Source organism: Streptomyces sp. NPDC008150, assembly GCF_042956945.1.
Taxonomy (GTDB): domain Bacteria; phylum Actinomycetota; class Actinomycetes; order Streptomycetales; family Streptomycetaceae; genus Streptomyces.
Genome location: NZ_JBIBHJ010000004.1, coordinates 151,859 through 177,807, shown reverse-complemented (window position 1 = coordinate 177,807; position 25,949 = coordinate 151,859). Strand labels below are relative to the sequence as shown.

The window sequence follows — 25,949 nt, the reverse complement described above, 5'->3', positions numbered from 1 at the left end:
TGCCCGTGCCCGGGTCAGCTCCGGGGCGGCAGCGTCGGGCGGGAGCGGTCCGGGACGTCGCGGTAGTCCGGGGGGACCGCCGCCGGTTTCGCCGCGAGCAGGTTCAGCGCCAGGTCGACCGCGTCGTCGAGCTGCGCGTGCCGGCCCTCGGCCCAGTCCAGCGGAGTGCGCAGGATCTCCAGGTCGGGGGCGACGCCGTGGTTCTCGACGGACCAGCCGTACGCGTCGAACCAGGCCGCGTTCATCGGCACGGTGATCACCGTGCCGTCGCCCAGCCGGTGCCGCCCGGTGATGCCGACCACGCCGCCCCAGGTGCGCTGGCCGACCACGGGCCCCAGCTTCAGGAGCTTGAAGGCGGCCGTGATCATGTCGCCGTCGGACGAGGTCGCCTCGTCGGCGAGGGCGACGACCGGACCGCGCGGGGCGTTCGACGCGTACGAGACGGGCTGGGCGTTCCGGGTCAGGTCCCAGCCGAGGATCACGCGGGTGAGCTGCTCGACGACGAGTTCGCTGATGTGGCCGCCGGCGTTGCCGCGGACGTCGACGATCAGCGCGGGCATGGACACCTCCATGCGCAGGTCCCGGTTGAACTGCGCCCAGCCCGAGCCGCCGAGGTCCGGGATGTGCAGGTAACCGCACCGCCCGCCGCTCAACTCCCGTACCACCTGGCGGCGTTTGGCCACCCAGTCCTGGTAGCGCAGGGGGCGTTCGTCGACCAGCGGGATCACCGCGACGCGCCGGGAGCGGCCCGTGCCGCCCGCGGGCGTGAAGGTGAGTTCCACCGTGGTGCCGCCCGCGCCCGCCAGCAGCGGGAACGGCCCGGTCAGCGGATCGACGGGCCGGCCGTCGACGTGGGTGAGGACCGCGCCCTCGCGGATGCCGGTGCCGGCCAGCGGCGAACGGGCCCGGGAGTCGGAGGAGTCGCCCGGCAGGATGCGGGTCACCGTCCAACCGCCTTCCCTGCGCGCCAGGTTGGCGCCGAGCAGCCCCTGCCGGCGCCGGTAGTGGGGCGGGCCCTCGTTGCGGCGGGCGGCGGAGACGTACGCGTGCGAGGTGCCCAGCTCGCCGAGCACCTCGCGCAGCAGGTCGGCGAAGTCGTCGGGGGAGGAGACCCGTTCGACCAGGGGCCGGTACTGGTCGAGCACGGCGTCCCAGTCGATGCCGCACATGCCCGGGTCCCAGAAGTACGCGCGGATCAGCCGGCCCGCCTCCGCGTACGACTGCCGCCACTCGGCGGCGGGGTCGACGTCGTGCAGGATGCGGCGCAGGTCGATCCACACGGTGCTGTCGCCGTCACCGGCCTCGGTGGAGGGCACCGCGCGCAGTTCGTCGTCGTCGACGACCACGAGCCGGGTGCCGTCGCCGCTGAGCGCGAACCAGTCCAGGTGGTCGACGAGTTCGGACTTCTTCGCCTTGCTGATGTTGAAGTACTCCAGGGTGGGCCGTCCGCTGGTGTCGGCGGGGTTGGCGAACGTCTCGCCGAGCGCGCCCGAGATCGGCCACCGCAGCCACACCAGACCGCCGCCCGCCACCGGGTACATCGCGGAGTACTTCGACGCCGCCACCGGGAACGGCGTGACCCGGTTCGCCAGCCCCTCCACCTCCACGGTCACGGCGGAGCCGTCCCCGAAGTCGTCCTCGGCGGCGTCGAGTCCGCCGGCCGCGGGCCGTCCGTCGGGGCTCAGCGCGAACGGGGACGGGGTCGCCGACGACAGCGGCACCAGGTAGGGGCGGCAGCCCAGCGGGAAGGACAGGTCCCCGGTGTGCACGTCGTACACGGGGTCGAAGCCGCGCCAGGACAGGAAGGCGAGATAGCGGCCGTCCCGCGTGAACACCGGGTTCTCGTCCTCGAAGCGGCCGTTGGTGACGTCGACGACCAGCGGTGCGCCCGGCCCGGAGATGCGCGCCATCCTGATCTGCCGCAGCGACCGGCCGATCCCGGGGTGGGACCAGGTCAGCCACGCCCCGTCCGGGGAGAACGCGAGGTCGCGCACGGGCCCGTTGGCGGACCGCACCAGCTCGGTGACGGCAGGGGCGGGTGCCGCCCCGCCGGAGGCCGCACCCGCCTCCTCCGGCTCCTCCGCCGCCTCTGCCTCCTCCGCCTCCTCCGTGGCGCCGGCCCCGTCCGGCACCTCGGCCGGAGCGGGGCCGGCGGTGTCGTCGGGGCCGTCAGGGCCGTCGGTGTCGTCGGCGGAGACGTCCGGCACGTCCGTCTCGTCGGACACGTCGAGCAGCAGCAGCCGGCCGTCGTGCGCGGCGACGGCGAGGCGTTCGCCCTGCGGGTCGCAGACCATCTCCAGGACCCGGCCCACCTCGCCGGAGGCCAGGCGGCGCGTCGGGCGTTCCCCGGTGGCGCGCGGCAGGTGGGCGATCTCGATCGCGTCCTCGCCGTCGGCGTCCGTCACGTAGGCGACCCGGCCGCCGGTGCCGAGCATCTCGGGGAGCCGGGCCCGTACGCCGGGGGTGTCGGCGATGGTGCGGGCGGGACCGTCGCGGTGGGTGAGCCAGTACAGGCTGCCGCGCACCACGACCGCCCCGGCCCGGCCCGTCTCGTCGACGGAGAGGCCGTCGAGGTGCTGCGCGGCGGGCACCTGGTAGGTGCGCCGGCCCGCCCGCTGCCCGCCCAGCCGCACGTCCAGGCGGTGCGGCCGGCCACCGGGGGAGAAGTCGTCGACCATCCACAGCTCACCGGCGCACTGGTAGACGACCCGGTCGCCGTCGCTGGAGGCGTGCCGGGCGTAGAACGCGTCGTGGTCGGTGTGACGGCGCAGGCCGGAGCCGTCGTACGCGCACGAGTACAGGTTGCCGACGCCCTCGTGGTCGGAGAGGAACGCGATGCGCCCGCCGACGAACATCGGGGAGTCGAGATGGCCGCCGATGCCCGCGAGCAGGCGGTGCCCGTGCAGCCACAGCCTGCCGGTGGCGCCGCCGCGGTAGCGCTTCCAGGCGGCCGGTTCGTGCGGCGGGGTACCGGTGAGCAGCAGGCTGCGGCGCTCGCCGTCCAGGTCGGCGGTCTGGATGTCGCTGACCGGGCCCCAGGGCAGCCGCCCGCCCGGGTCGCCGTCGGTGGGCACCCGGTAGGCCCAGGTGAAGTAGGAGAAGGGCTGGCCGTGCGAGGCGACGGCCAGGACGTCGCTGCGGCCGTCCGCGTCGGGGGGCGTCCAGCCGCACACGCGGGTGTCCGCGCTGCCCCAGTGGGTGAGCTGCCGGCCGGGGCCGCCGTCCACGGGGATCAGGTGGATCTCGGGGACCAGGGTGCGCCAGCTCGTGCAGGCGATGTGGCGGCCGTCCGGCGAGAAGCGGGGGTGGCCGGTCTTGGTGCGGTCCACGGTCAGCCGCCAGGCGCGGCCCGCGGTGCCGGTGCCCGCCGCGTTCAGGGGAGCCAGCCACAGATCGTCCTCGGCGACGAAGCACAGCCGGTCGCCATTGAGGTGCGGGAGGCGCAGATAGCCCTCCCGTTCCCGCCGGGGTTCTCCCCGCCCTTCCCGTCCCGTCCGGCCGCCGTGCCCCTCGTGCTCCCGGCGCTCTTCGCGCTCCTCGCTCACGTCGCTCACCCCCTCATGCTTTTCCGCGCGGAGGTGCCGGGCAACTCGTGACGCCGCCCCGGCGTGTTGCCTGACAGGGTCCCGCGTGATCCTCGACACGTACGAAACGGTTTCGTTTCGTTCGGGGGTGCGCTACATTCGACGTGTACGAGACCGGGCGGCCGAGGCGCCGCGCGGGACGGTCCGGGAAGGTGAAGCGGGATGACTGAGGTCGCAACGGCGCGTCGCAGTCGTATCACCCCCGAGCGCGAGGCCGAGCTCTACGAGGCCGTGCTCGACCTGCTCCGGGAAGTCGGCTACGACGCTCTCACCATGGACGCCGTCGCCGCACGCACCCGGTCCAGCAAAGCCACCCTCTACCGCCAGTGGGGCGGCAAGGCCGAGCTGGTGGTACGTGCCATGCGGCACAGCAAGCCGGGCGGCTTCTCCGACATCGACACCGGGTCGCTCCGGGGCGACTTCCACGCCCTCGCGACGCGTGAGGACGACTGCCGGATGGAGCAGAACTCCGCGCTGATGCGGGGTCTGGCCATGGCGATGCACACCAACCCGGACCTCCTGAAGGCATTCAGGGAACTGCTCGTCGAGCCCGAGATGGCCGAGTTCGATCGCGTGCTGCAACGCGCCATCGACCGGGGTGAGGTCCGTGCGGACAACCCGGCGCTGGAGTTCGTGGTGCACATGATGATCGGCGGCTTCGCCACCCGCGCGCTCATCGACGACCAGCCGCCCACCGTGGCCTTCATCACCTCGTACGTGGACGCCGTGGTGCTCCCCGCCCTCGGCGTGCAGACCGACTGAGACATCCCCTCGGTCATCACCACCTGACGCGCACCGCTCACGTCGTCGGGCCGGTCAGCCGTGCCTCCCCGCCGGGCTGATCACCCCTGCCAGAACCACCCCACGACCTGACCGGGAGTACGCCCTCGTGGCAACGATCCTCTACAAGCTGGGCCGGTTCGCCTTCAGGCGCCGGCGCTACGTCGCCCTGCTGTGGGTGGCCCTGCTGGCGCTGGCGGGCTTCGGCGCGGCCAGTGCCTCCACCGCGACCTCCAGTTCCTTCTCGATCCCCGGCACGGAGGCCCAGAAGGCCTACGACCTGCTGGCGAATCGTTTCCCCGGTATGGCCGCCGACGGCGCCACCGCGCGTGTCGTCTTCGAGGCCCCCTCCGGCCAGAAGGTGACGGCGTCCGCCAACAAGGCCGTCGTCGAGAAGACCGTCAAGGAGCTGGCCGACGGCTCCCAGGTGGACTCCGCGGCCGACCCGTTCGCCGGGAAGACGGTGAGCAAGGACGGGACGATCGCCTATTCGCAGGTGAAGTACAAGGTCTCGTCGATGGAGCTCGACGACACCGCGAAGGACACCCTGCAGAACACCGTCCAGGAGGCCCGTGACGCGGGGCTGACCGTCGAGATCGGCGGCGACGCGCTGTCGGCGGTGCCCGAGGAGGGCGCCACCGAGGTCATCGGCATCGCCATCGCGGCCGTCGTCCTGGTCATCACCTTCGGTTCGCTGATCGCGGCCGGGCTGCCGCTGCTCACCGCGCTGATCGGCGTCGGCATCGGCGTCGCGAGCATCACCGCGCTGGCCAACCCGCTCGACCTCGGCTCCACCACCTCCACGCTCGCCATGATGATCGGCCTCGCCGTCGGCATCGACTACGCGCTGTTCATCGTCTCCCGGTACCGGGGCGAACTCGCGGAGGGCCGAGAACGCGAGGAGGCGGCCGGCCGGGCCGTCGGCACGGCGGGCTCGGCGGTGGTGTTCGCCGGTCTGACCGTCGTCATCGCGCTGGTCGGCCTGTCCGTCGTCAACATCCCGATGCTGACCAAGATGGGCATCGCGGCGGCCGGCACCGTCGCCGTGGCCGTGCTGATCGCCCTCACGATGATCCCGGCGCTGCTCGGCTTCGCCGGGCGCCGCGTCCAGCCGGCGGGCAAGAAGAGCCGCCTGCTCGGCGGTGGCCGCAAGCCGAAGAACCCCGGGGCCCCCGCCAAGCCCAACATGGGCACCCGCTGGGCCCGCTTCGTGGTCCGCCGCCCGCTCGTCGTGCTGCTGTTCGGTGTCATCGGCCTGGGCGCCATCGCACTGCCCGCCGCCTCGCTGGAACTGGGCATGGGCGACGACGGCTCGCAGCCGACGTCCACCACTCAGCGCCGCGCCTACGACCTGCTGTCCGACGGCTTCGGCCCCGGCTTCAACGGTCCGCTCATGCTCGTCGTCGACGCCAAGGGCAGCGACGACCCCAAGGGCGCCGTCACGCAGGTCAGCGACGAGGTCAAGGACCTCAAGGACGTCGTCTCCGTCGCCCCCGCCACGTACAACAAGGGCGGCGACACCGCGATCATCACGGTGGTCCCCGACTCCAAGCCGTCCTCGGTCACCACCGAGACCCTGGTGAAGTCCATCCGCTCGGCGGGCGAGGACATCACGCGGAAGACCGACGCCGACGTGTACGTCACCGGGTCGACGGCCATGAACATCGACATCTCGCAGAAGCTGAACGACGCGCTGCTGCCGTACCTGGCGCTCGTCGTCGGACTCGCGTTCCTGCTGCTGATCGTCGTCTTCCGGTCGGTCCTCGTGCCGCTGAAGGCCGCCCTCGGCTTCCTGCTCTCCGTCATGGCCGCCATCGGCGCCGTCGTCGCGGTGTTCCAGTGGGGCTGGCTGGCGAGCCTGCTCGGCGTCCACGAGACCGGGCCGATCATGTCCCTGATGCCGATCTTCATGGTCGGCGTGGTGTTCGGCCTCGCGATGGACTACGAGGTCTTCCTCGTGACCCGCATGCGTGAGGCGTACGTGCACGGCGAGAAGGCGGACCAGGCCGTGGTCACCGGCTTCCGGCACGGGGCCCGCGTGGTCACCGCCGCCGCGGTCATCATGATCGCCGTCTTCTCGGGCTTCATCGGGTCCAGCGAGTCCATGATCAAGATGATGGGCTTCGGCCTCGCGATCGCGGTCTTCTTCGATGCGTTCGTGGTCCGCATGGCGATCGTCCCCGCGGTGCTCGCCCTGCTGGGCAGGCGCGCGTGGTGGATCCCGAAGTGGCTGGACCGCATCCTGCCCAACGTGGACGTCGAGGGCGAGGGTCTGCGCACCTTCGACGAGACCCGCAAGGACGGCGACGAGGACCGCACCCTGGCCCACGTCTGACCGTCCGCCGGCCACCGCCGGCGGGGTCACGTCCTCCGAGCCGCCGCTCGCCCCTCGGGGCGGGCGGCGGTTCGCGTCGTGCGGGGCGGGCGGGCGCCGGGCGGGCCTGTCCGGAAGCCGATCTTGGGGCCGCCGGCCGCCGTTATCGTTTCGTTCATGACAACCACACGGGCCGGTCTCCCGCCGGGCGGAGGAGCCGCGTGACTCCCGCGGTCGTGCTCGCCGTCCTGGTCGCCGCCGTCACCCACGCCTGCTGGAACGCGCTCGCCCACCGCATCCCCGACAAGCTCGTCGCGTTCACCCTCATCGCGGGCGGCGGCCTGCTCATCGGGGTCGCCGTCGCCCCCTTCGCGGCCTTCCCGGCGGCCGGTGCGTGGCCGTACCTCGCGGCGTCCGCCGTCGTCCACGTCGCGTACACGCTGCTGCTGATGACGTCGTTCCGGCTCGGCGACTTCGGGCTGGCCTATCCCCTGGCCCGCGGCACCGCCCCGCTGGTGGTCACGGTGCTGGCGGCGGTGTTCGCCCACGAGGTGCCCGACGGCCGGGCCGCCGCCGGTGTGGGGCTGTCGTGCGCGGGGCTCACCGGGGTGGCGCTGTGGGGCCTGCGCGGCCGGCGGCCCGACTGGCGGGCGATCGGCGCGGCGCTCGCCACCGGTCTGTCCATCGCCGGGTACACGGTCGTCGACGGGCTGGGCGTACGGGCGTCGGGCTCCTCCCTCGGCTACATCGCGTGGCTGATGGCCGCGCAGGGCCTGGTGGTCCCGGCCCTCGCGCTGTACCGCTGGCGCGGCGCGACCCTCGCCGAGGTCCGCCCGTACGCCGGCGTCGGGATGCTCGGCGCCGCGCTGTCCGTCCTGGCGTACGGCCTGGTGCTGTGGGCGCAGACCCGCGCGGACCTGGCCCCGGTGGCGGCGCTGCGGGAGTCGTCGATCATCGTCGGCGCGGCGATCGGGGCGGTGTTCTTCCGCGAGCGGTTCGGGGCGCCGCGTGTCGTGGCGGCCGGGCTTCTGGTGGCCGGGATCGGGCTGATGCTGCACGGCTGAGGTGCGGGGCGCCCGTGCCGGGTGGTCGGGTGCGGGTGGCGCCCGGCCAAGGGGGGCCGCTCTTCCGTGAGTTCGCGGTGGCGGAGGGTGCGGTGTGCAGCGCGTTGGCTCCGGTGGCGGTGCTGCGGGAGGCGTCGATCTTCGGTGGTGCGGCGGTCGGGGTGGTGTTCTTCCGTGTGCGGTGCGGGGTGCCCTTGCCGGGCGGTCGAGTGCGGGTGGCGCCCGGTGAAGGGGGGCCGCTCGTCGGTGAGTTCGTGGCGGTGGAGGATGCGGTGCGAATCGCACCTGGCCCGGTGGTGCGGCGGTCGGGGCGGTGTTCTTTCGCGAGCGGTTCGGGGGATCCGTGCGGTCGGGCGCGGGGGCGCCCGGTGAAGGGGTGTCGGGTGTCGTGGCCGTCGGGTTCCTGGTCGGCGGCGCCCGGCCAATGGTGCCCGCCCGTCCGGTAGTTCGCGGGGGTGGAGGGTGCGGATGGTGCCAGCCCCGGTGGTGCGGCGGTTGGGGTGGTGTTCTTCCGTGAGCGGTTCGGGACGCCGTGCCGGGCGGTCGGACGGGCGGCGCCCGGCGAAGGGGCGCCGCGTGTCGTGGCCGTCGGGTTCCTGGTCGGTGGCGCCCGGCCAATGGGGGCTGCACGTGCGTCAGTTCGCGGCGGTGGAGGGCCCGGTGCGGAGCGCACCGGCCCCGGTGGCGCTGCGGTCGGGGCGGTGTTCTTCCGTGAGCGGAGCGGGGCGCCGCGTGTCGTGGCCGTCGGGTTTCCGGTCGGTGGTGCCCGGTCAACGGGGGCCGCTCGTCCGTCAGTTCGCCGGGGTGGCCAGTGCCGTGCGCAGCGCGCGGATCAGGGACTGGGCGCGTGGGTCCGCCGTGACGGTCTTGCGGAAGCCGTTCGTCACGTAGCCGAAGGCGATGCCGGACTCCGGGTCGGCGAAGCCCAGGGAGCCGCCGCGGCCCGGGTGTCCGAACGAGCCGGGGGCGAGCAGCGGGGACGCCGGGCCGTGCAGCATGTAGCCGAGGCCGAAGAGGGTGTGCACCATGAGCACGCGGTCGGCGCCCGACGACTGTTCGCCGCGGGCGAGTTCGACCGTGTGCGGGGTGAACAGCCGCCTGCCGCCGTCGAGTTCACCGATCAGGGAGGCGTAGAAGCGGGCCAGGCCGTCCGCGGTCGCGATGCCGTTGGCGGCCGGGAGTTCGGCGGCGCGGTAGGCGGGGTCGTTCTCGTCGGCGGCGGGCGTGATGGCGCCGAACGCGCGGCGGGTCAGCGAGCCGGCGTCCGCGTACGCCGCGGACACCGCCCGCTTGGGGCGCATCCGCAGGCCGCCGCCCGCCGGGTCCGCGGGCGGCTCGACCGGCCCGACCCGGCCCGCGCGGGCCGCCTCCGCCGCCGGGAGCCCCACCCACAGGCGGGCGTCCGCCGGACCGGCGACGTCGCGGGCCACGCACGTGCCGAGGGAGACGCCGGTGACGCGCCGCACCAGTTCGCCGGTCAGCCAGCCGTAGGTGTGCGCGTGGTAGCCGTGGTCGGTGCCCGGTTCCCACACCGGTGCCTGTGCCGCGACGGCCGCCGCGCCCACGGCGGGGTCCATCGCCTCCGCGGGTGTCAGCGGGCGGTCGAGCACCGGGACGCCCGCGCGGTGCGCGAGCAGGTGCCGCACCAGGGTGTGTTCCTTGCCGGCCGCCCCGTACCGCGGCCACCACTCGGTCACGGGCGCGTCCAGGTCCAGTTCGCCGCGCTGGTGCAGCAGGAGGACGACGGCCGCGCCGACGCCCTTCGTCGCGGACCGCACCACCTGCGCGGTGCCGGGCTCCCACGGCGCCGTGCCGTCGACGTCCCGGGTGCCGCCCCACAGGTCGACGACCCTGCGGCCGTGGCGGTAGACGGTGACCGCCGCGCCGCGCTCGCCGCGGGCCGTGAAGTTCCGCGCGAACGCCTCCCGCACGGCCTCGAAGCCCTCCGCCACGGTGCCGTTCACCGCGGCACCGGGTCCTGCGCCGGCGTCCGCGCCGACGTGCCCGACCTCGTCCACCGTCACGTTCCCGATCTCCTTGCCCCGGCTCCGCCGATTCGTCCGGCTCCGCCGTCAACGCGCCCTGTGCCGGGCATTCTTCCGCCCGGCACCGTGACGTCGGTCGCGGGGGGCCGCGACGGCGGCGGCGGCGGGCGGAACGGCGTGCGGCCCGGCGCCTCGGGGCCCGGCCGCCTCAGGGCGTGGCCGTCACCGAGCGGGGGTCGAAGCCGAAGGGGAGTTCCAGGCGGTGGGCGCGCATCAGGTCCTCGTCGGACAGGACGTCCGCGGTCCGGCCGTCGGCGGCGATCACGCCGTCACTGAGGATCAGCGCACGCGGGCACAGCTCCAGCGCGTACGGCAGGTCGTGCGTGACCATCAGCACCGTCACGTCCAACGACCGCAGGATGTCGGCCAGTTCACGGCGGGAGGCCGGGTCGAGGTTCGAGGACGGCTCGTCCAGGACCAGGATCTCCGGCTCCATCGCGAGCACGGTCGCCACCGCGACCCGGCGGCGCTGGCCGAACGACAGGTGGTGCGGCGGGCGGTCCTTGAACTCCGCCATGCCGACCTGCGTCAGCGCCCGGTCCACCCGGGCCTCCAGCTCGGCGCCCCGCACGCCCGCCGCGGCCGGGCCGAACGCCACGTCCTCGCGCACCGAGGGCATGAACAACTGGTCGTCGGGGTCCTGGAAGACGATGCCGACCCGCTGCCGGATCTCCGCCATGTGCTTCTTGCCGACGGGCATCCCGGCCACCCGCACGGTGCCCGCGCCGCCGCCGAGGATGCCGTTCAGGTGCAGGACGAGGGTGGTCTTGCCGGCGCCGTTCGGGCCGAGCAGGGCGACCCGTTCGCCGCGCGCGACGGCGAAGTCGACGCCGAAGAGCGCCTGGTGCCCGTCGGGGTAGGCGAAGGCGAGGCCGGAGACCTCCAGGGAGGGGGCCGGAGCAGTCACGTCAGTCACAGGGACCATCCCAGCAGACACACGACGAGGGCGGCGAGGGGGAGGGCCAGCGCGGACGACCACTGCGCCCGGGACGCGGTCACCTCGTCGATGACCGGCATGGACCCCGCGTAGCCGCGGCTGACCATCGCCAGGTGCACGCGCTCGCCCCGCTCGTAGGACCGGATGAACAGGGCGCCCGCCGACTTCGCGAGGACTCCCCAGTGGCGTACGCCGCTGGCCTCGAAGCCGCGCGACTCGCGGGCGATCCGCATGCGCCGCATCTCGTCGGTGATGACGTCGCCGTACCGGATCATGAACGACGCGATCTGCACCAGCAGCGACGGCAGCCTGAGCCGTTGCAGGCCGAGCAGCAGTTCGCGCAGCTCGGTGGTGGAGGCCAGCAGTACGGACGCGGCGACCCCGAGGGTGCCCTTGGCGAGGACGTTCCAGGCGCCCCACAGGCCGTTGACGCTCAGCGAGACGCCGAGCACGCGCACGTGCTCGCCCTCCGCGACGAACGGCATCAGCACCGCGAACGCCACGAACGGCACCTCGATCAGCAGCCGCTTCAGCAGGTAGCCGGCCGGAACCCGCGCGCGATGCGCGACCGCGGCGAGCAGCACCGCGTACAGCGCGAACGCCCACATCGCCTCGCGCGGGGTGGACACCACCACGACGACGAACGCGAACGTGGCGGCGAGCTTGGTGTGGGGCGGCAGTCCGTGCACGGGCGAGTGCCCGTGCCGGTACAGCCGGTGCGCGTGTCCGGCGCCCATGGCCTCAGACCGCCTGTCCGGCCGACTGCGACGGGGACGCGGCGGCGCGCCTCCTGCGCACGGCCCAGAAGACGCCGCTGCCCACGACGACGGTCGCGCCGACGCCGATCACGCCGGCGAGGCCGCCGGAGAGCCGGGCGTCGGTGATGTCCTTGACGCCGTAGCCGGCCAGCGGGGAGTCGGAGGAACCGTGCGGCTCCTCCTTCTTGTCGATGCCCTGGTCGTGCGCGACCTTCTCCAGGCCGTCGGGGTTGGCGGAGGCGTAGAAGCTGACGAAACCGGCCAGCACGAGGGAGGCGACCAGACCGCTGATCCACACCTTGCGGTGCGAGCGCGCGGCGACCGGCACGGGCGGCGCGGCGGGGGCGGCGGGCGCGTCGACGAGCTCACCGTTGACGCGCAGCTTGAGCCGCTGCTCCAGGCCGCGCGCGCCGTGCACCAGGTCCGGCCGCACCGCGATCACCGCACCGACCGTGAGCGCGGTGATCACGGCCTCGCCGATGCCGATGAGGACGTGGACGCCGATCATCGCGGTGGCGACCTTGCCGATGGGGACGTCGGTGGTCCCGCCGATCGCGTAGATCAGCGTGAAGACGCAGGCGGCGGCCGGGACGGAGACCAGGGCGGCGACGAAGGACGAGACGGTCACCGAGCGGCGCCTGCGGGGCAGCACCTTGAGCAGCCCGCGGAAGACGAGGTACGCGACGACGGTCGTCGTGATCGCCATGTCGCTGATGTTCACGCCGAGCGCGGTCAGGCCGCCGTCGGCGAACAGGATGCCCTGCATGAGCAGGACCACGGAGACGCACAGGACACCTGTGTAGGGGCCGACCAGGATCGCGGCCAGCGCGCCGCCGAGCAGATGGCCGCTGGTCCCGGCGGCGACGGGGAAGTTCAGCATCTGCACGGCGAAGATGAACGCGGCGACCAGACCGGCCAACGGCGCGGTGCGCTCGTCGAGTTCGCGGCGCGCGCCGCGCAGGCTGACCGCTATGGCGCCGGCGGCTATGACTCCGGTCGCGGCGGACGTGGGGGCGTTGATGAATCCGTCAGGCACATGCACGGGACAGATCATAGAGCCTTGTTGCGAACGACTTGCAAGAGCGAGGGTGTCGTACGCGGGGACGTCGCGGGGCGCACCGGGAGTGGGCGGGGTCGCACGGGGGCGCTCCGGAGGCGGGCCGCAGGGGTGTTCGGACCGTGTTCGAGCCGCTACGCGCAACGGGCGCGCGGCCGGAAATGTGCGACATTGGAGAGGAGCCGGGCACACAGCTTTCGCACAGGTCACGCAGCGTAAGGGGCTTGACGATGTCCGTAGTCGAACAGTACGCGCGAGCCCGCATCGTCACGGACGCGGACGTCCAGGAGGACCAGGCCACGATCCCCGTGGTCCTGCGCTACGACTCCGCGGCCGATCCCCGCGTCGTCAGCATCGGACTGCCCGGCGGCCAGGCCCGCTCCTTCCCCCGCGACCTGCTGGAACGCGGGCTGCGGGCGCCCACCGGGACCGGCGAGGTGCGGGTGTGGCCGTGCGGGCGCGTGCAGACGGTGATCGAGGTCCACTCCGCGCAGGGCGCGTCCGTGGTGCAGATCGAGAGCAAGGCGCTGCTGCGGTTCCTGCGGCGCACCTACATGGCGGTGGAGCCGGTCCCGCACTGAGCCGCGCCGCCGTGGCTCCCCGGCCCGCGCACCGGAGCTCGTCCGGTACGCGCGCGGGGCGCGGTCGGGCAGGTACGACCCGACCGCGCCCCGCGCGCGTGCCTCAGCCGCCCATCCGCAGCAGGGACGCCACGATCGGTCCCGCCGTGTCGCCGCCGTGGCCGCCCGCCTGCACCACGCCCGCCGCGGCGAGGTCACCGCGGTAGGCGGTGAACCAGCCGTTGGGCTGCTTCTGGTTGTCGACCTCCGCCGAGCCCGTCTTGGCGCCGTAGTCCGGCCCCAGACCGCTCATCGCCTCGGCCGCCGTGCCGTACGCCGCCGTGTACTGCATCAGCTCCCGCAGCTGCGACAGCGTCGCGGCCGGCAGGGTCCCCGACGCGGTGGCGAGCGCGCGGTGGTCGACCGACGGGGAGACCAGGTAGGGCTGGTGGAAGGTGCCGGTGCGCACGGTGGACGCGACGGACGCCATGTTCAGCGGGTTCATCCGGACCCCGCCCTGGCCGATCAGCGAGGCCGCCATCTGCGCCGCGCTCTGCACCGGCACCGAACCGTCGAAGGACGGCACGCCGATCGCCCAGTTGTTCATGCCGAGCCCGAAGTACCGCTGCGCCTGGTTGGTCAGGTCGTCGTCGTCGAGCTTCTTCGCCTGGCTGATGAAGGCCGTGTTGCAGGACCGCGCGAAGCTCGCCTTGAAGGTGCCGCCCTTGATCGAGAAGTCGTCGTCGTTGTGGAACTTCCAGCCGCCGTACGTCACCGTCTTCGGGCACGGGTGCGCGCCGTCCGCCGTCGCCAGGCCCTTGTCGATCAGCAGCGACGACGTGACGATCTTCATCGTGGAACCCGGCGCCAGCGAACCCTGGAGCGCGGTGTTGAAGCCGGCCGAGGAGTTCGCCACCGCGAGGATCTCGCCCGTCGAGGGCCGCATCAGCACCACGCTGGCGCGGGACTGCCGGGCGACCTGCCGCTCGGCCTCCTTCTGGAAGGCCGCGTCCAGCGTCGTGCGCACCGTGCCGGGCGTGCCCTCGCTGAGTTCGAGGAGCGTCTTGTCCGACGCCTTCGAGGACTTCGACGACCTGCCGCGCACCACGCGCAGTTCGACGCCGGCGGTGCCGCCCGCGGTCTTGCCGTACTTCTCGCGCAGCCCGTCCAGCACCGTCCCCAGCGACGGGTAGGCGGCGGTGGTCAGTTCGTTGCCCGCGCGGTCGAGCGCCGTGACCGGCGGGGTGCCCGAGGCACCCGTGACGAGCGTGTCGCCGTCCTTCAGGTCCGGGTGGACGACCGCGGCGTGCCAGTCGACCAGGGGCGCGCCGTCCTCGGCACGGCGCACCACGGTCAGTGAACTGTCGTACGCCAGCGGCTTGGTGAGGTTCTTGTACGCCACCGTCGCCCGCACCGAGAACGGCACCTTCGCGCCCGTCGCCGTCCCGGTCGTCAGCGTGACGTCCTTGATGTGGGCGTCCTTGGTCCAGCCGGTCAGCAGCGCCGAGGCCGCCGCCGCGTCGTCGGTGGCGGACGCGGCCCCCGCGACGTTCCCCTGCTGCCAGGCCGTCAGGAAGGCGTTCGCCGCGGTGCCGACCTCCTGGGCGGTCAGCGGTCCGGTCTCGACCGCCTCCTGCGCCGCCGCGGCGGCCGTCCGCGGCCGGTCGTCGGCCGCCGTTCCGCCGTCGTACAGCGCCCAGCAGCCCACCCCCGCGCCGCCCACGACGACCGCCACGACCCCGCCGACCACGGCGGGCTTCTTCGTGCGCCGCTCGGCGACACGTCTTCTCTTGCCCACTGCTACTCGTTCCTCCGCGAATTCCCCGGGGCCCCCGCAGCCCCCACAGCCCCCACAGCCCCCGCCGCCGTCGCCGCGCGCACTGCCCTCGCGGTGCCCAACGACGGCATCAGCCTAGAGTCCCTTCGCGGGGGCGTGAGTTCAGCCACTCGCGCGCAGCACCGCGGCCACGATCGGGCCGGCCGCGTCACCGCCGTGCCCGCCCTCCTGGGTCATGGCGGCCGCGGAGACGTCGTTGCGGTAGCCGGTGAACCAGCTGTTGGACCTCGTCTGCCCGTCGACCTCCGCGGAACCGGTCTTCGCGCCGATGCTGCCGCTCAGGCCCGCCATCACGGCGGACGCGGTGCCGCTGGTCGCGGTGCGGTTCATCATGGCGCGAAGTTGCCCCACGGTGCTCGCCGGCAGCCCCTGGGCGGTGGCCACCCGGCGGTCGTCGAGGCCGCGCCCGACGATCACGGGCTGCCGGAAGACACCGGTGGTCGCGGTCGCCGTCACCGACGCCATGTCCAGCGGGCTCATCTGGACCTCGCCCTGGCCGATCATGTTCGCCGCGGTGTTCGGACCGCCGGAGGCCGGCACCGAGCCGTCGAACGACGGGATGCCGACCTTCCAGTTGTCGCGGCCGAGCCCGAAGCGGTTCTGCGCCTCGTCGGTCAGCGAGTCCACCTTCACGGAGTCCGCGTACTTCACGAACGCCGTGTTGCAGGAGCGGGCGAAGCTCTCGGAGAGCGTGGCGTTCTCGCTGGGCGCCATGCCCGTGAGGTTGTGGAACGTCTCGCTCTGCCAGGTCGCCGTGTCCGGGCAGGGGGCCGGCCCGGTGGACGTGGTGATGCCGTTGTCGATGAGCGTCGCGGCGGTGATGATCTTCATCGTGGAGCCCGGCGCGAGCGTCCCGAGGAACGCCGCGTTGAAGCCGTCGCCACGGTGGTTGGCGACCGCGAGCACCTCGCCGGTGGACCGCTTCACCGCCACCACCGACGACTCCGCGTACTGCTTCACCGCCGTCTCGGCCGCGGCCTGCGCGCTCGCGCTGATCGTCGTGCGGACCGTGCCCGCGCGCCCCTTCGCCAGGGTGACCAGCGGAGTGTCCGCGACGGCCGCGTCCGCGTGGTGCACGCTCAGCTCGACACCCGGGGTGCCGCCGGCCCTGGCCCCGTACTTCTCCCGCAGGGCGTCCAGGATCGGCCCCAGCGAGGGGTACTTCTCCTTGGTGAGCACCGCGCCGTCGCGGTCCACCGCCTCGATCGGCGCCGCGGAGGACTCGCCGGTCACCAGGGTGTCGCCGTCGGCGCGCAGGTCCGGGTGGAGCACGGAGGGCGTCCAGTCGACGAGCGCCCGTCCCGTCGTCTCGCCGCGCACGACGGTCAGCCGGCTGTCGTAGGCGAGCGGCTTCGTCCTGCCGTCGAGGGACACCGTCGCCCGCACCGAGAACGGCACGGTGGCGCCCGTCGCGACGCCCGGCGTGATGTGCACCTTGGTGATGTGCGCGTCCTGGCCGTACCCCGTGAGCAGTGGCACCGCGCCCGCCGCGTTGTTCGTCAGGTCCGCCGCGTCGGCGGGCCGGTCCTGCTCCCACGCCGCGAAGAACTTCGCCGACGTCTCCTCGATCTCGGAGGCGCCCGGCGGCCCCGTCCGCACGTCCGCGGGCCCCGCCGCGGCGGTCGTGCCGACACCGCCGTCCCCGCCGCTCAGCCCGTTGACGACGTTGTACGTGCCGTACCCCGCCCCGGCCACCATCGCGGTGAACACCCCGCCCGTGACGGCGACCTTGACCCCCTTGCGCATGGCGCAGCCCCTCCCCGTGGTCCCCGCACTGTAAGTGGCGGGAGGGAAAACCGTGAGAGGTGTCGACCCATGTTGGCCGAACAGAGATCAGGTGGCCGAGACGGGTCGCCCCACGACTCCGCGGGTGCCGGGGCGCCGGGCACGTCGCGCTACACCCAGGTGTCCAGCCACATTGCTGCCCGTACGTGCCTCACCACTTTCGATGAGTCACATGGACCTTAATACCCTCGCCGACGCCAGTTGTGTGCACGTCAGCGGGACCGTATGCGATTACGCTGATGTTGAGCTCGCGAGGCTTAGAAAAGCATGACAGGTCGAGGTCTACAACTGATGAATTGGGCGAAAAAACCCTCACATGCAAGAAGCGCAATGAGTGAGCGTGCGCCGCAATTTCATGCAAGGAGGCCTTGGTTCCGTAGTGCAGCATCACGGTGGCCGTCTCGAGGGACTCAAGGCGTCGCAGCTCTTCGGCATTTTCGACCTTTTCGAAGAACTGCATCGACAGTCGCTTAACGCCGGTGAAGGCGCTAATCCCTCGTAGGTCGAGGTTTCTGATCGAATGGAGGGACAACTCTTCAAGTTCCGGAAAGCGGTCCGCTTTCCCCGTCAGAGGTCGCTCAGCGCATCGGATCAAGCTTATTTCTTTGAGGCCAGTCATGACTGGGAGAGCCCCAAGATGAATGGGGGACGCTGTTCTGTTGAAACTACCCCGCACTGTCAGGGAGGTAAGCGTCTGCAAGCGGTCCATACGCGGCATGCAGCTGTTCAGCACCTCCTCACTGGAAAACTGGATACTCAAAGAGCGCAGGGGGGCTATGGAGGTCATTTCGTCATCGTTAAATCGACCGCTGTATGACGAGATATGTAGATTCTTGAGGCTGGGAATCTTTTTGGCCCAGTTCAGGTCTTTTATCGCAAAACCGATGTTCAGAAAAACCAGATCGCTAAAGTGCTCGATGACGTCAAGCACCTCGGGGGAGTTCAGGTCGAGTGCCCTCCTGAAAGTAGGGGACTTCGACAACACGCGAACGGCGTATTCTCGAGCGTCGAACTGGTTCCAGCTTCGGGCAAGTTCTCTTTGGACAGCGACTCGGCTATCGGGACCGTATGAAGAAATCAACTCAAGAGCAGCGTCACCGCCGATTAGCGCTGCGGCCCGTACCGTGGAGGCAGCTTGATTGACTTTAACGCCCTTGTGTGAACGCGGGAGAAGCGCCAGAACTGTCTCGCCGGCTGCGGCGAGTTCTTTCGCCTCCGAAAATTTGGTTGGCGGAATCAGGCGCTCGGCGCTCTCACGCACTCGTCGATAGGTTTCCGGGTCGAGTTCGTCGGCATTCTCAAGGCAGGCTGCGGCGAGCAAATGCAGACGTGTTGTGAACTGAGGTTCTCGGTCCCCTCGATCTAGAAGGTCCGATAGAATTTTTTTCCGCTCACTCGGGCGGGCATGGCCGATAGCCATAGTTACTGCCTCGTGCCATTGATCTAGATGAGCATGCTCGATTAGAACGCCAATATCGTTAAGTGCTATCAGGTTCTCCGCCGCAAGGTATTCCTGAAAGGTGCGGTGGACAAAGTCAACCCGCCCCTCGACCGGCATCCGCAGTACGCCGCTGCGTACCATCAGATACCTATAGACGCTCTCGGCGTCGTCGTGTACCGCAGGCATCGTGCTAAGAGCAGTCTGTGTCTGCTCGACAGCCTGTGTGTTGGTGCAGTCTGTCCAGCCGTTCCTAAGCAGCCAATAGGCTAGGCTTCCTAGAATGCGCTTCTTTTGGTGAAGAGTGAGGTTTGGAGCGTTGGGGTGGGCGATTTTCCTTTCGTTGTCTCTTCGCACGAGCAGCATCTCTAGAGCTGCTGCGTAAAGTTCCATGCGGCCGCGCGGAAGCTGCATTCGCCTGTCACGATTGAGCGTGCAAAGAAGAGCGCAAAGAAGCGGATTAGACGCCAATCGCCGCAGTTGGCGCTGAGTGTTAACTTGTGTGACTAGCTCCGCTTGAAATGTGTTGAGATCGTTGTCGTCGTCTTTTTCCGCGTTGGAGCCCATAGCTTCACGAGCCGCTTGGTGCCAATGTTGAATAAAGCTTTCGATGTCTCCTTTACCCATAGGTAGAAGGTCAAGGGCGACAAAGCCCTCTCGCGCCAACCACTTCTCCTCGGCGGCGGCAGGACGAGAAGTTACGATGTAGCGGCACTGCGGATAGACGGAGATCAGGTCCTGAAGCCACTTTCTTGCCTCTTCGCGGCGTACCTCGGGGAGCTCGTCAACTCCATCTATCAGGACTAGGGCTTGCCCGGTGTGAAGGACTGAGTTAACCCAACCCCCAGGCATTTCCCCGGCCAGATTTCTGCCAATTTCCGTCAAAAACTCTTCGGGTGCTGGCAGCTCTCTGTCAGCAAAACGGCGGAGTGGTAGCACGAAGGGAATATGTTCAGCGAGCGGTTGCAACTCGTCTTCAAGCGTTCCTCGCGCAGCATTAACTGCAAGCCAGAAGAGTAGAGTGCTCTTCCCCGATCCAGCATCTCCGCGGAGCAGCACACGTGGGAATGTAGCAATGGCGGCCTCAGAGCGTAGGCTCCCTGGCGTTCCGGAAACGTCACTCGTTCCCGGACGGTTGGCCTTACTGACGAATGCCAGACTTCCGTCGATGACACCCGGGTGCGCCTTTTCTCCAGCGTCGGCAAGGGCCAGGCTGATGTAAGCGGTACTTAGCGGATAAGCCCTGGCATCGGGGTTGGCAAGAGTTAGGCCGAAAAGTTCCAATTGGTCGAGCTTCTGAACCACATACCGCTTGTATCTGCTTTCGAACCGGCGGATATGTGTGTCTTTTTCGCCACTAACCGCCCAACGGACGCGATCTGTCTCGATCAGAAGTTGATTGATTCGCGCAAGTTGCTCTTTGCTGACCACTGCCAGGAAGGAGGGCCAAGTTGAGACGAAGTGTATTACCTGCGCGGAACACTCGAAGATCATGCGCTGGTAGAGCTGTTCGCCTTTTTCACTCAGCTTTCGACTGCCTGTGTGCGCCTCGGCTTCCTTGATTACGGTGTCTGCGAAGGTTGCCGGGTCCAAGCTGCAGTCGAACATGTCGACCTTAGTAGCAGCGAATGCTGCACTGGCGGCTTCGGCTGCGGACGTAACTTCGTAATCCGGAATTCCCCGGAATTCTGTGGCGATTACGGGCTCGAGTGCTGATGTTACGAACTTGGAGAAGTGTAGAATGTCCTTTTCGTGGACTTGCCGAGCCGGGATGACCTTGTTCACCATCCGACTCCCAGCCGGATGTCGCGCCGTGAGCGCTCCATGATTAGGCGCAGTGACTGCCCGCACGATTGCCGTGCTTGCCGCCCTGAGCGCACTACCAGCCAGTTTGAGTGCGATGGACTCCCACCCCAGCATGACCCTCCCCAGTGTCGGACCTCACTTTACAGCGCATGTGCTGCCTGGGGGCTTACAAGGGCTAACGCAATGACTTGAGTTGTCGGTGGGTGATCAGGCAGCAAGCGAGTTTGAGGAACGCTTCGTGGATATCGGCTCGTCTCTCCCAGCGGATGCGCAGCCGACGGTAGCCGTGGAGCCAGGCGATGGTCCGTTCGACCACCCATCGGTAGATGCCGAGGCCGGTGCCGCGGAGAGTTCCGCGCCGGGCGATGGCGGGAACGATGCCGCGGGCGCGGACCTGGTCGCGGTAGATGTCGTGGTCGTAACCGCGATCGGCGAACAGCGAGTCGAACCTGCGGCGCGGATGTCCGACCCTGCCGCGCACGGGCGGCACCGCGTTGAGCAGGGGCATCAGCTGGGTGACGTCGTTGCGGTTGCCGCTGTCAACAAGACGGCGAGCGGGGTGCCATGCCCGTCCGATATCACGTGGTGTTTCGATCCCGGCCGGCCCCGGTCGACCGGTGACGGGCCGGTGTGGACCCCCCTTTAGTGCCCTGACGTGCGAGGAGTCGACCACGCACCTCGACCAGTCGAGGCGTGCCGCCGCGTTCAGTTCGGCCAGAAGCACTTCGTGAAGGCGCTGCCACACGCCGGCCTCGTTCCAGTCACGCAGCCGCCCGCCAGCACGTCATCCCCGACCCGAACTCCAACTCCTGCGGGAGGTGTTCCCACTGGACCCCGGACGGCACTTTCCGGTCCGGCAGCGGCTTCCGCCCGGATACCTGAACCTCCTGAGTCGCTGCGGCAGGAGCGGCTCCAGGCGATCCCACAGTTCATCCGGCACGATCCACGGCGACGTCCCCATGCCCAACTGAATGCTCAACTCCCGGCACAGAAACGGCCAGCAGCACCGACCCCCCTCATTGTGTTAGCCGCTGTAAGGGCTCGCAGAGAATCAACATGCTGATTTGATCTCTGCGGTGCTGCTGTTCGCGAGGAACGTGGTGACGTCAGCCGGTGCGCGGAACCTGGCTGTCGAGGGTGGAATAGTGTAGCCGTGCTCGGCCAGGAGGGGCTGGTTTTGGTGAACGGCTTTGGTCAGAGTTGCTGCCGTTGACTCCGAAGAGTCCGAGTTTGCGTAGATAGAGCACGGTCGCCAGGACTCTGTCGGTGGCGGTGAGCTTGTCCTTCGCCCCGGCGCCGCGAGCTCGGACGCGCTCGCCTGCTCGTTGCTGGAGCCGTTTCTGCTCGCGTAACTCGTCGACTTTCGAGGCGAGGTGGTCGATGAGTTTGTCCAGTTCCGGTTCGGGCATGCCGGTCAGCGCCGGGTCTCGCAGACGCCATGTGCAGGGCTGCGGGGAGGGGCCGCCTGCCAGCCGCAGGTTCTGGGCTGCGCGGGCGGTGTCGCGAGGTCGTGGATGGAGGGTGTAGTTCCAGTCGCCGCGGAAGCCGTGCCGGTGTATAGGCAGGGCGTCGATGTCGATGTCGCTGTCGGTGACCTTGATGCCGATGTCGTAGGTGCCCGGGTCGAGTTCGGCATGGACGGTCAGCCCGTTGCGGGTGGTCGCCGCGATGCTGTTCACAATGACGTCGTGGCTGGTCAGCGGACGGCCTCGCCCATTTCATGGAGATGTGGGAGAACAGTCGATGCTCGATCTTGTTCCACTTCGAGGTGCCGGGCGGCATGTGGCAGACCGTGATGTCCAGAACCGTCTCGGTGGCCAGGACTGCGAGGTCGGTCTTCCAAGCGCGGGTGCGGTAGCCGTTGGAACCGCCTGCGTCCGCAGTGACCGCCAGACGGGTGGCGGCCGGGTAGTGGTGCCGGCCTCGGCACCCATCAGCAGTCGCCGCTGCCGCTCGTCCAGATGCGGCAACAGCACCCCGAACGTCACAGCGAGTTGACCACGAACTTCATCCGAGACGCCTATACCAGACCAACGAGCCGCATCACGCGAAGCAACACGTTGATTCTCTGCGAGCCCTTAGATGGGTAGCGCGCGGAGCGCATGACTGATCGCTCCTGCAGAAGGCCCCTTGAACGCCTGGAGAAGATAGCAATATGGACGATTCGTGCCCGGGAACCCTCGCGGAGCGCTCGGGACTGCCCTTGGGGCAGGTCGGGCGTACCGCTCTGTGCGGACTATGGGCTGACTCCAAGTCCGCCGTGGTGTCGCAAACGGGCCGTCGCCGGGCCGTCCGAGGGCGGCCGGCAGGGACCATCAGTGACCAATAACGACCAGGAGGGCGCGGCTGTCTGCCGCGCCTTCCTGGTGAGTCTTCGTAGCTACACCCAGGTGTCCAGCCACATCCTGGATCTCCACGAGTCGAGGGGGATCGCCGTGCCCGTGTACAGCGGCCAGAAGTAGATGAAGTTCCAGGCGATCAGCAGGACCAGGACGCCCGCGCCGACCGAGCCCGCGACGCGGCGGGTGTCGCTCGCGCCCGGTGGGCCGACGATCGCGCCGATCATCATCGCCACCGCCAGGCACAGGAACGGCACGAAGACGACCGCGTAGAAGTAGAAGATCGTGCGCTCCTGGTACATGAACCAGGGCAGGTAGCCGGCCGCGACGCCGCACGCGATCGCGCCCGCGCGCCAGTCGCGGCGGAACGCCCAGCGCCACAGCACGTACAGCAGCGCGAAGCAGGCCGCCCACCACAGCAGCGGGGTGCCGAGCGCCAGGACCTCGCGCGCGCACTTCTGGCCCGCGTCGACGGGGCAGCCGTCCGTGCCGGGGGAGGGCGACTCGTAGAAGTACGAGACGGGGCGGCCGTCGACCAGCCAGCTCCACGGGTTGGACTGGTAGGTGTGCGGCGAGGTGAGGCCGACGTGGAACTCGTAGACCTCGTGCTCGTAGTGCCACAGGCTGCGCAGCCAGTCCGGCAGCCAGGTCCAGTTGCCGCCCTTGCCGTCGGTGGCCGCCCAGTTGCGGAAGTAGCCGCCGGTGCCGTCGGTCGGGGAGACGATCCAGCCGATCCACGACACCAGGTACACGGCGATCGCCACCGGCACCACCGCGACGAACGTGAGCCCCGTGTCGCGGACCAGCACCGTCCGGTACGGCCGGCGCGCGCCGGCGACCTTGCGGGCGCCGACGTCCCACAGCAGCGTCATCACGCAGAACGCGGCCATGACGTACAGGCCGTTCCACTTGGTGCCGATCGCGAGGCCCAGCATGACGCCGGCCGCCCAGCGCCAGGGGCGCAGTCCGAGCCGGAGGGTGTCGGCGGTGTGCGCGTCGGGGCGCACCCGGCCGTCCTCGTCGGCGGGCAGTGCCGCCGCGAGTCTCGCGCGCGCTCTGTCGCGGTCGATCAGCAGGCAGCCGAACGCGCCGAGGACGAAGAACATCAGCACGCCGTCGAGCAGCGAGGTGCGGCTCATCACGAACGCGAGGCCGTCCACGGCCATCAGGCCGCCCGCCAGGCAGCCCAGGAACGTCGAGCGGAACAGGCGGCGGCCGATGCGGCACAGCATCAGCACGGACAGCGTGCCGAGCAGCGCCGTCATGAAGCGCCAGCCGAACGGGTCGAAGCCGAAGACGAGTTCGCCGAGCCCGATGACGTACTTGCCCACCGGCGGGTGCACCACGTACGAGGCGTCCGTCGGGACGGCGACGTGGCCGCCGGACTGGAGGATCAGGTCGTTGGCGTTCTTGTCCCAGTTGACCTCGAAGCCGCGGTGGACGAGCCCCCACGCGTCCTTCGCGTAGTACGTCTCGTCGAATATCACCGCCTTCGGGCTGCCCAGGTTCCAGAACCGCATCACGCCCGCCATCAGCGTCACGAGCAGCGGCCCGCCCCAGCCCGACCAGCGCGTGAGGCGGTCCACGAGGACCGGCGGCAGCCCCAGCGACGCCCACAGGCGGGGGCCCGGCTTCGCGTACGGCGGCACCAGCCGGTCGCGGACGTCGGTGTGCGGGCGCGCCGTGTATCCGAAACGGCGCAGCCGCTGCTGCCACGTCGGCCGCTGCTCCCGCATGGCCTGGTCCTGCCGGGTGTCCGTCGAGGACGCGGTACTCGTCACCGCGCCATCGTAGGGAACCCTTCTGTGTGAGTCCCGTGCATGGCCCGACCCGTCCCGAAGCGTCCGGTACCTGACCCCCTCCGCGGGCCGCCGCGGGCCCGCGCGTGCCCCCGCGGGGCGTCGTGGCGGTTGCGCGGCGGCCCGCGGCGCGGCGCGGCGGGGGGCGCGGTTCGGGCGGGTCCGCCCCGGTCGGGCACGGTTCGGGCGGATGCGGTCCGGCGCGCCGGGCCCTGCGAGGATGGGCGGTGTGACTGGAACCCTTGTACTGGCCGGAACCCCCATCGGCGACGTCGCGGACGCGCCTCCCCGGCTCGCCGGGGAACTGGCCGCCGCCGACGTGGTCGCCGCCGAGGACACCCGGCGGCTGCGCCGCCTCACCCAGGCGCTCGGCGTGCAGACCACCGGACGGGTCGTCTCCTACTTCGAGGGCAACGAGTCGGCCCGTACCCCCGAACTCGTCGACGAACTGCTCGGCGGCGCGCGCGTGCTGCTCGTCACCGACGCGGGGATGCCGTCCGTGTCCGACCCCGGCTACCGGCTCGTCGCCGCGGCCGTCGAGCGGGACATCCGGGTCACCGCCGTCCCCGGCCCGTCGGCCGTGCTCACCGCGCTGGCGCTGTCCGGGCTGCCCGTCGACCGGTTCTGCTTCGAGGGGTTCCTGCCGCGCAAGGCGGGCGAGCGGCTGACCCGGCTGCGGGACGCCGCCGACGAGCGCCGCACCCTGGTCTTCTTCGAGGCCCCGCACCGCCTCGACGACACCCTCGCCGCGATGGCCGAGGTCTTCGGCGCGGAGCGCAGGGCCGCCGTCTGCCGCGAGCTGACCAAGACGTACGAGGAGGTCAAGCGCGGCGGCCTCGGCGAGCTGGCCGCGTGGGCGGCCGAGGGCGTGCGCGGGGAGATCACCGTCGTCGTCGAGGGCGCCCCCGACAAGGGCGCCGAGGAACTGGACGCGGCGGAACTGGTGCGCCGGGTCCGCGTGCGCGAGGAGGCCGGCGAGCGGCGCAAGGAGGCGATCGCCGCGGTCGCCGCCGACGCGGGGCTGCCCAAGCGGGACGTCTTCGACGCGGTGGTCGCCGCGAAGAACGCGGAGAAGGGCGGGGCCGGCGGCTGAGCGGGGCGCGGCGGGGACCGGTCCGGCGCGGCCCGGCGCCCCGGCTGAGCAGGGCGCTCCTCCGCTGAGCGCACGCCCCATGCGGGGGCAAAGGGCCGTCCCCGAACGCAAAGCGCCGGGGCCCCTCCGGGGCCGGTTTGGCAAGGAAAGTCCAAATCGGCTCCAACAGACGACAGGCCTGCTGCTTTCCGGTCGGCGGAGGCGTCCACTGGAGACAGGGACGCACCCGTCCCGCACCTCCGTCGGGACGCACGGGATTCCGGGGGGAATCCCCCCGCAGGGGGTGCTTGTCCAGCGGACAACTGGAGCTGGAATGAGTGAGATCGCAGGGCAGACCGGCATCCGCGGCGCGGCGGACGCCGTCGTCAACGAGTCCTATTCCTTCGCCTGCATGCGGTGCGGGCACGGCTGGGAGCAGTCGTACGAGATCGAGCACCACACGGACGCCGGCGGCGACCAGTTCGTCGTGTACGTCGCGGACGGCCGGGTCGTGCCGTCGCCGCTGAGCCGCCCCGCGTGCCAGAACTGCGACGGTCACGTCGTCCGCATCATGCGGGCCGGCCAGGTGTCGTCCGTGCAGCACCACCTGCACCGGCAGCAGACCCGGAGCGTGCCGGACGCCCCGGCCGCCGAGGACGCCCCGGCCGACGGCGGGGCGACCACGACCGTCCTCGCCGACGTGCGCCGCGAGCGCCAGCCCTGGCACCTGTCCGACCTCCTCCACCCCTTCCAGCGCCGGGCGAGCTGACCCCG

16 protein-coding genes and 1 pseudogene are annotated in these 25,949 nt (G+C 70.6%); 6 read left to right on the top strand and 11 right to left on the bottom strand.

Translation table 11 applies throughout. From position 1 onward, the window contains the following. Positions 1–14: 14 nt before the first annotated feature. Positions 15–3,446, bottom strand: coding sequence for a S41 family peptidase (locus ACFZA0_RS12485; protein WP_391015343.1), 3,432 nt, complete (start codon positions 3,444–3,446; stop codon positions 15–17). Between the two features lie 300 nt (positions 3,447–3,746). On the opposite strand from ACFZA0_RS12485, the gene ACFZA0_RS12480 reads away from it, so the two are divergent. From ACFZA0_RS12480 to ACFZA0_RS12470, 3 genes are all read left to right on the top strand, one after another. Further along, positions 3,747–4,346: a TetR/AcrR family transcriptional regulator C-terminal ligand-binding domain-containing protein gene (locus ACFZA0_RS12480; RefSeq protein ID WP_391014691.1), complete on the top strand. Its 600-nt coding sequence runs from the start codon at positions 3,747–3,749 to the stop codon at positions 4,344–4,346. A 127-nt stretch (positions 4,347–4,473) separates the two neighbouring features. Further along, positions 4,474–6,699, top strand: a complete 2,226-nt coding sequence (locus ACFZA0_RS12475) for an MMPL family transporter (RefSeq protein ID WP_391014689.1) — start codon at positions 4,474–4,476, stop codon at positions 6,697–6,699. A gap of 200 nt (positions 6,700–6,899) precedes the next feature. Continuing rightward, a complete protein-coding gene (locus ACFZA0_RS12470; protein WP_391014687.1) occupies positions 6,900–7,742 on the top strand; it encodes an EamA family transporter in 843 nt (280 codons plus the stop codon). Between the two features lie 791 nt (positions 7,743–8,533). Here ACFZA0_RS12470 and ACFZA0_RS12465 read toward each other — a convergent pair. The 4 genes from ACFZA0_RS12465 to ACFZA0_RS12450 all read right to left on the bottom strand — a co-directional run bounded on the left by ACFZA0_RS12465 (position 8,534) and on the right by ACFZA0_RS12450 (position 12,524). Continuing rightward, the gene (locus ACFZA0_RS12465) at positions 8,534–9,766 is read right to left on the bottom strand and encodes a serine hydrolase (protein ID WP_391014685.1); all 1,233 of its coding nucleotides are present in this window, start codon (positions 9,764–9,766) and stop codon (positions 8,534–8,536) included. 169 nt (positions 9,767–9,935) lie between these two features. Then, positions 9,936–10,712, bottom strand: a complete 777-nt coding sequence (locus ACFZA0_RS12460; protein WP_391014683.1) for an ATP-binding cassette domain-containing protein — start codon at positions 10,710–10,712, stop codon at positions 9,936–9,938. Continuing rightward, the gene (cbiQ, locus tag ACFZA0_RS12455; protein ID WP_391014682.1) at positions 10,700–11,461 is read right to left on the bottom strand and encodes a cobalt ECF transporter T component CbiQ; all 762 of its coding nucleotides are present in this window, start codon (positions 11,459–11,461) and stop codon (positions 10,700–10,702) included. Before cbiQ ends, ACFZA0_RS12460 begins: the two co-directional genes overlap by 13 nt. Before the next feature lie 4 nt (positions 11,462–11,465). Next, positions 11,466–12,524, bottom strand: a complete 1,059-nt coding sequence (locus ACFZA0_RS12450; protein WP_391014680.1) for an energy-coupling factor ABC transporter permease — start codon at positions 12,522–12,524, stop codon at positions 11,466–11,468. A gap of 245 nt (positions 12,525–12,769) precedes the next feature. Between ACFZA0_RS12450 and ACFZA0_RS12445 the strand changes: the two genes are divergently transcribed. Beyond that, entirely contained in the window at positions 12,770–13,120 is a 351-nt protein-coding gene (locus ACFZA0_RS12445; protein ID WP_391014679.1) for an SsgA family sporulation/cell division regulator, read from the top strand. A 103-nt stretch (positions 13,121–13,223) separates the two neighbouring features. Here ACFZA0_RS12445 and ACFZA0_RS12440 read toward each other — a convergent pair whose 3' ends face one another. From ACFZA0_RS12440 to ACFZA0_RS12415, 6 genes and pseudogenes are all read right to left on the bottom strand, one after another. Further along, complete coding sequence (locus tag ACFZA0_RS12440) at positions 13,224–14,897, bottom strand: penicillin-binding transpeptidase domain-containing protein (protein WP_391014677.1); 1,674 nt, start codon at positions 14,895–14,897, stop codon at positions 13,224–13,226. Between the two features lie 141 nt (positions 14,898–15,038). Continuing rightward, positions 15,039–16,682, bottom strand: coding sequence for a penicillin-binding transpeptidase domain-containing protein (locus tag ACFZA0_RS12435; RefSeq protein WP_391014676.1), 1,644 nt, complete (start codon positions 16,680–16,682; stop codon positions 15,039–15,041). A gap of 190 nt (positions 16,683–16,872) precedes the next feature. Continuing rightward, positions 16,873–20,079 (bottom strand): NACHT domain-containing protein, encoded by a 3,207-nt coding sequence (locus ACFZA0_RS12430; RefSeq protein WP_391014674.1) that lies wholly within the window; start codon positions 20,077–20,079, stop codon positions 16,873–16,875. Positions 20,080–20,140: 61 nt separating this feature from the next. Continuing rightward, the gene (locus ACFZA0_RS12425; RefSeq protein ID WP_391015341.1) at positions 20,141–20,734 is read right to left on the bottom strand and encodes an IS5 family transposase; all 594 of its coding nucleotides are present in this window, start codon (positions 20,732–20,734) and stop codon (positions 20,141–20,143) included. Between the two features lie 282 nt (positions 20,735–21,016). Next, a pseudogene (locus ACFZA0_RS12420) lies at positions 21,017–21,891 on the bottom strand (ISAzo13 family transposase); the annotation flags it as partial. 454 nt (positions 21,892–22,345) lie between these two features. Next, positions 22,346–24,085, bottom strand: coding sequence for a phospholipid carrier-dependent glycosyltransferase (locus tag ACFZA0_RS12415; RefSeq protein WP_391014672.1), 1,740 nt, complete (start codon positions 24,083–24,085; stop codon positions 22,346–22,348). A gap of 247 nt (positions 24,086–24,332) precedes the next feature. Between ACFZA0_RS12415 and rsmI the strand changes: the two genes are divergently transcribed. Further along, the gene (rsmI, locus tag ACFZA0_RS12410; protein ID WP_391014670.1) at positions 24,333–25,196 is read left to right on the top strand and encodes a 16S rRNA (cytidine(1402)-2'-O)-methyltransferase; all 864 of its coding nucleotides are present in this window, start codon (positions 24,333–24,335) and stop codon (positions 25,194–25,196) included. A 313-nt stretch (positions 25,197–25,509) separates the two neighbouring features. Beyond that, entirely contained in the window at positions 25,510–25,944 is a 435-nt protein-coding gene (locus ACFZA0_RS12405; RefSeq protein WP_391014669.1) for a hypothetical protein, read from the top strand. Positions 25,945–25,949: the final 5 nt, after the last annotated feature.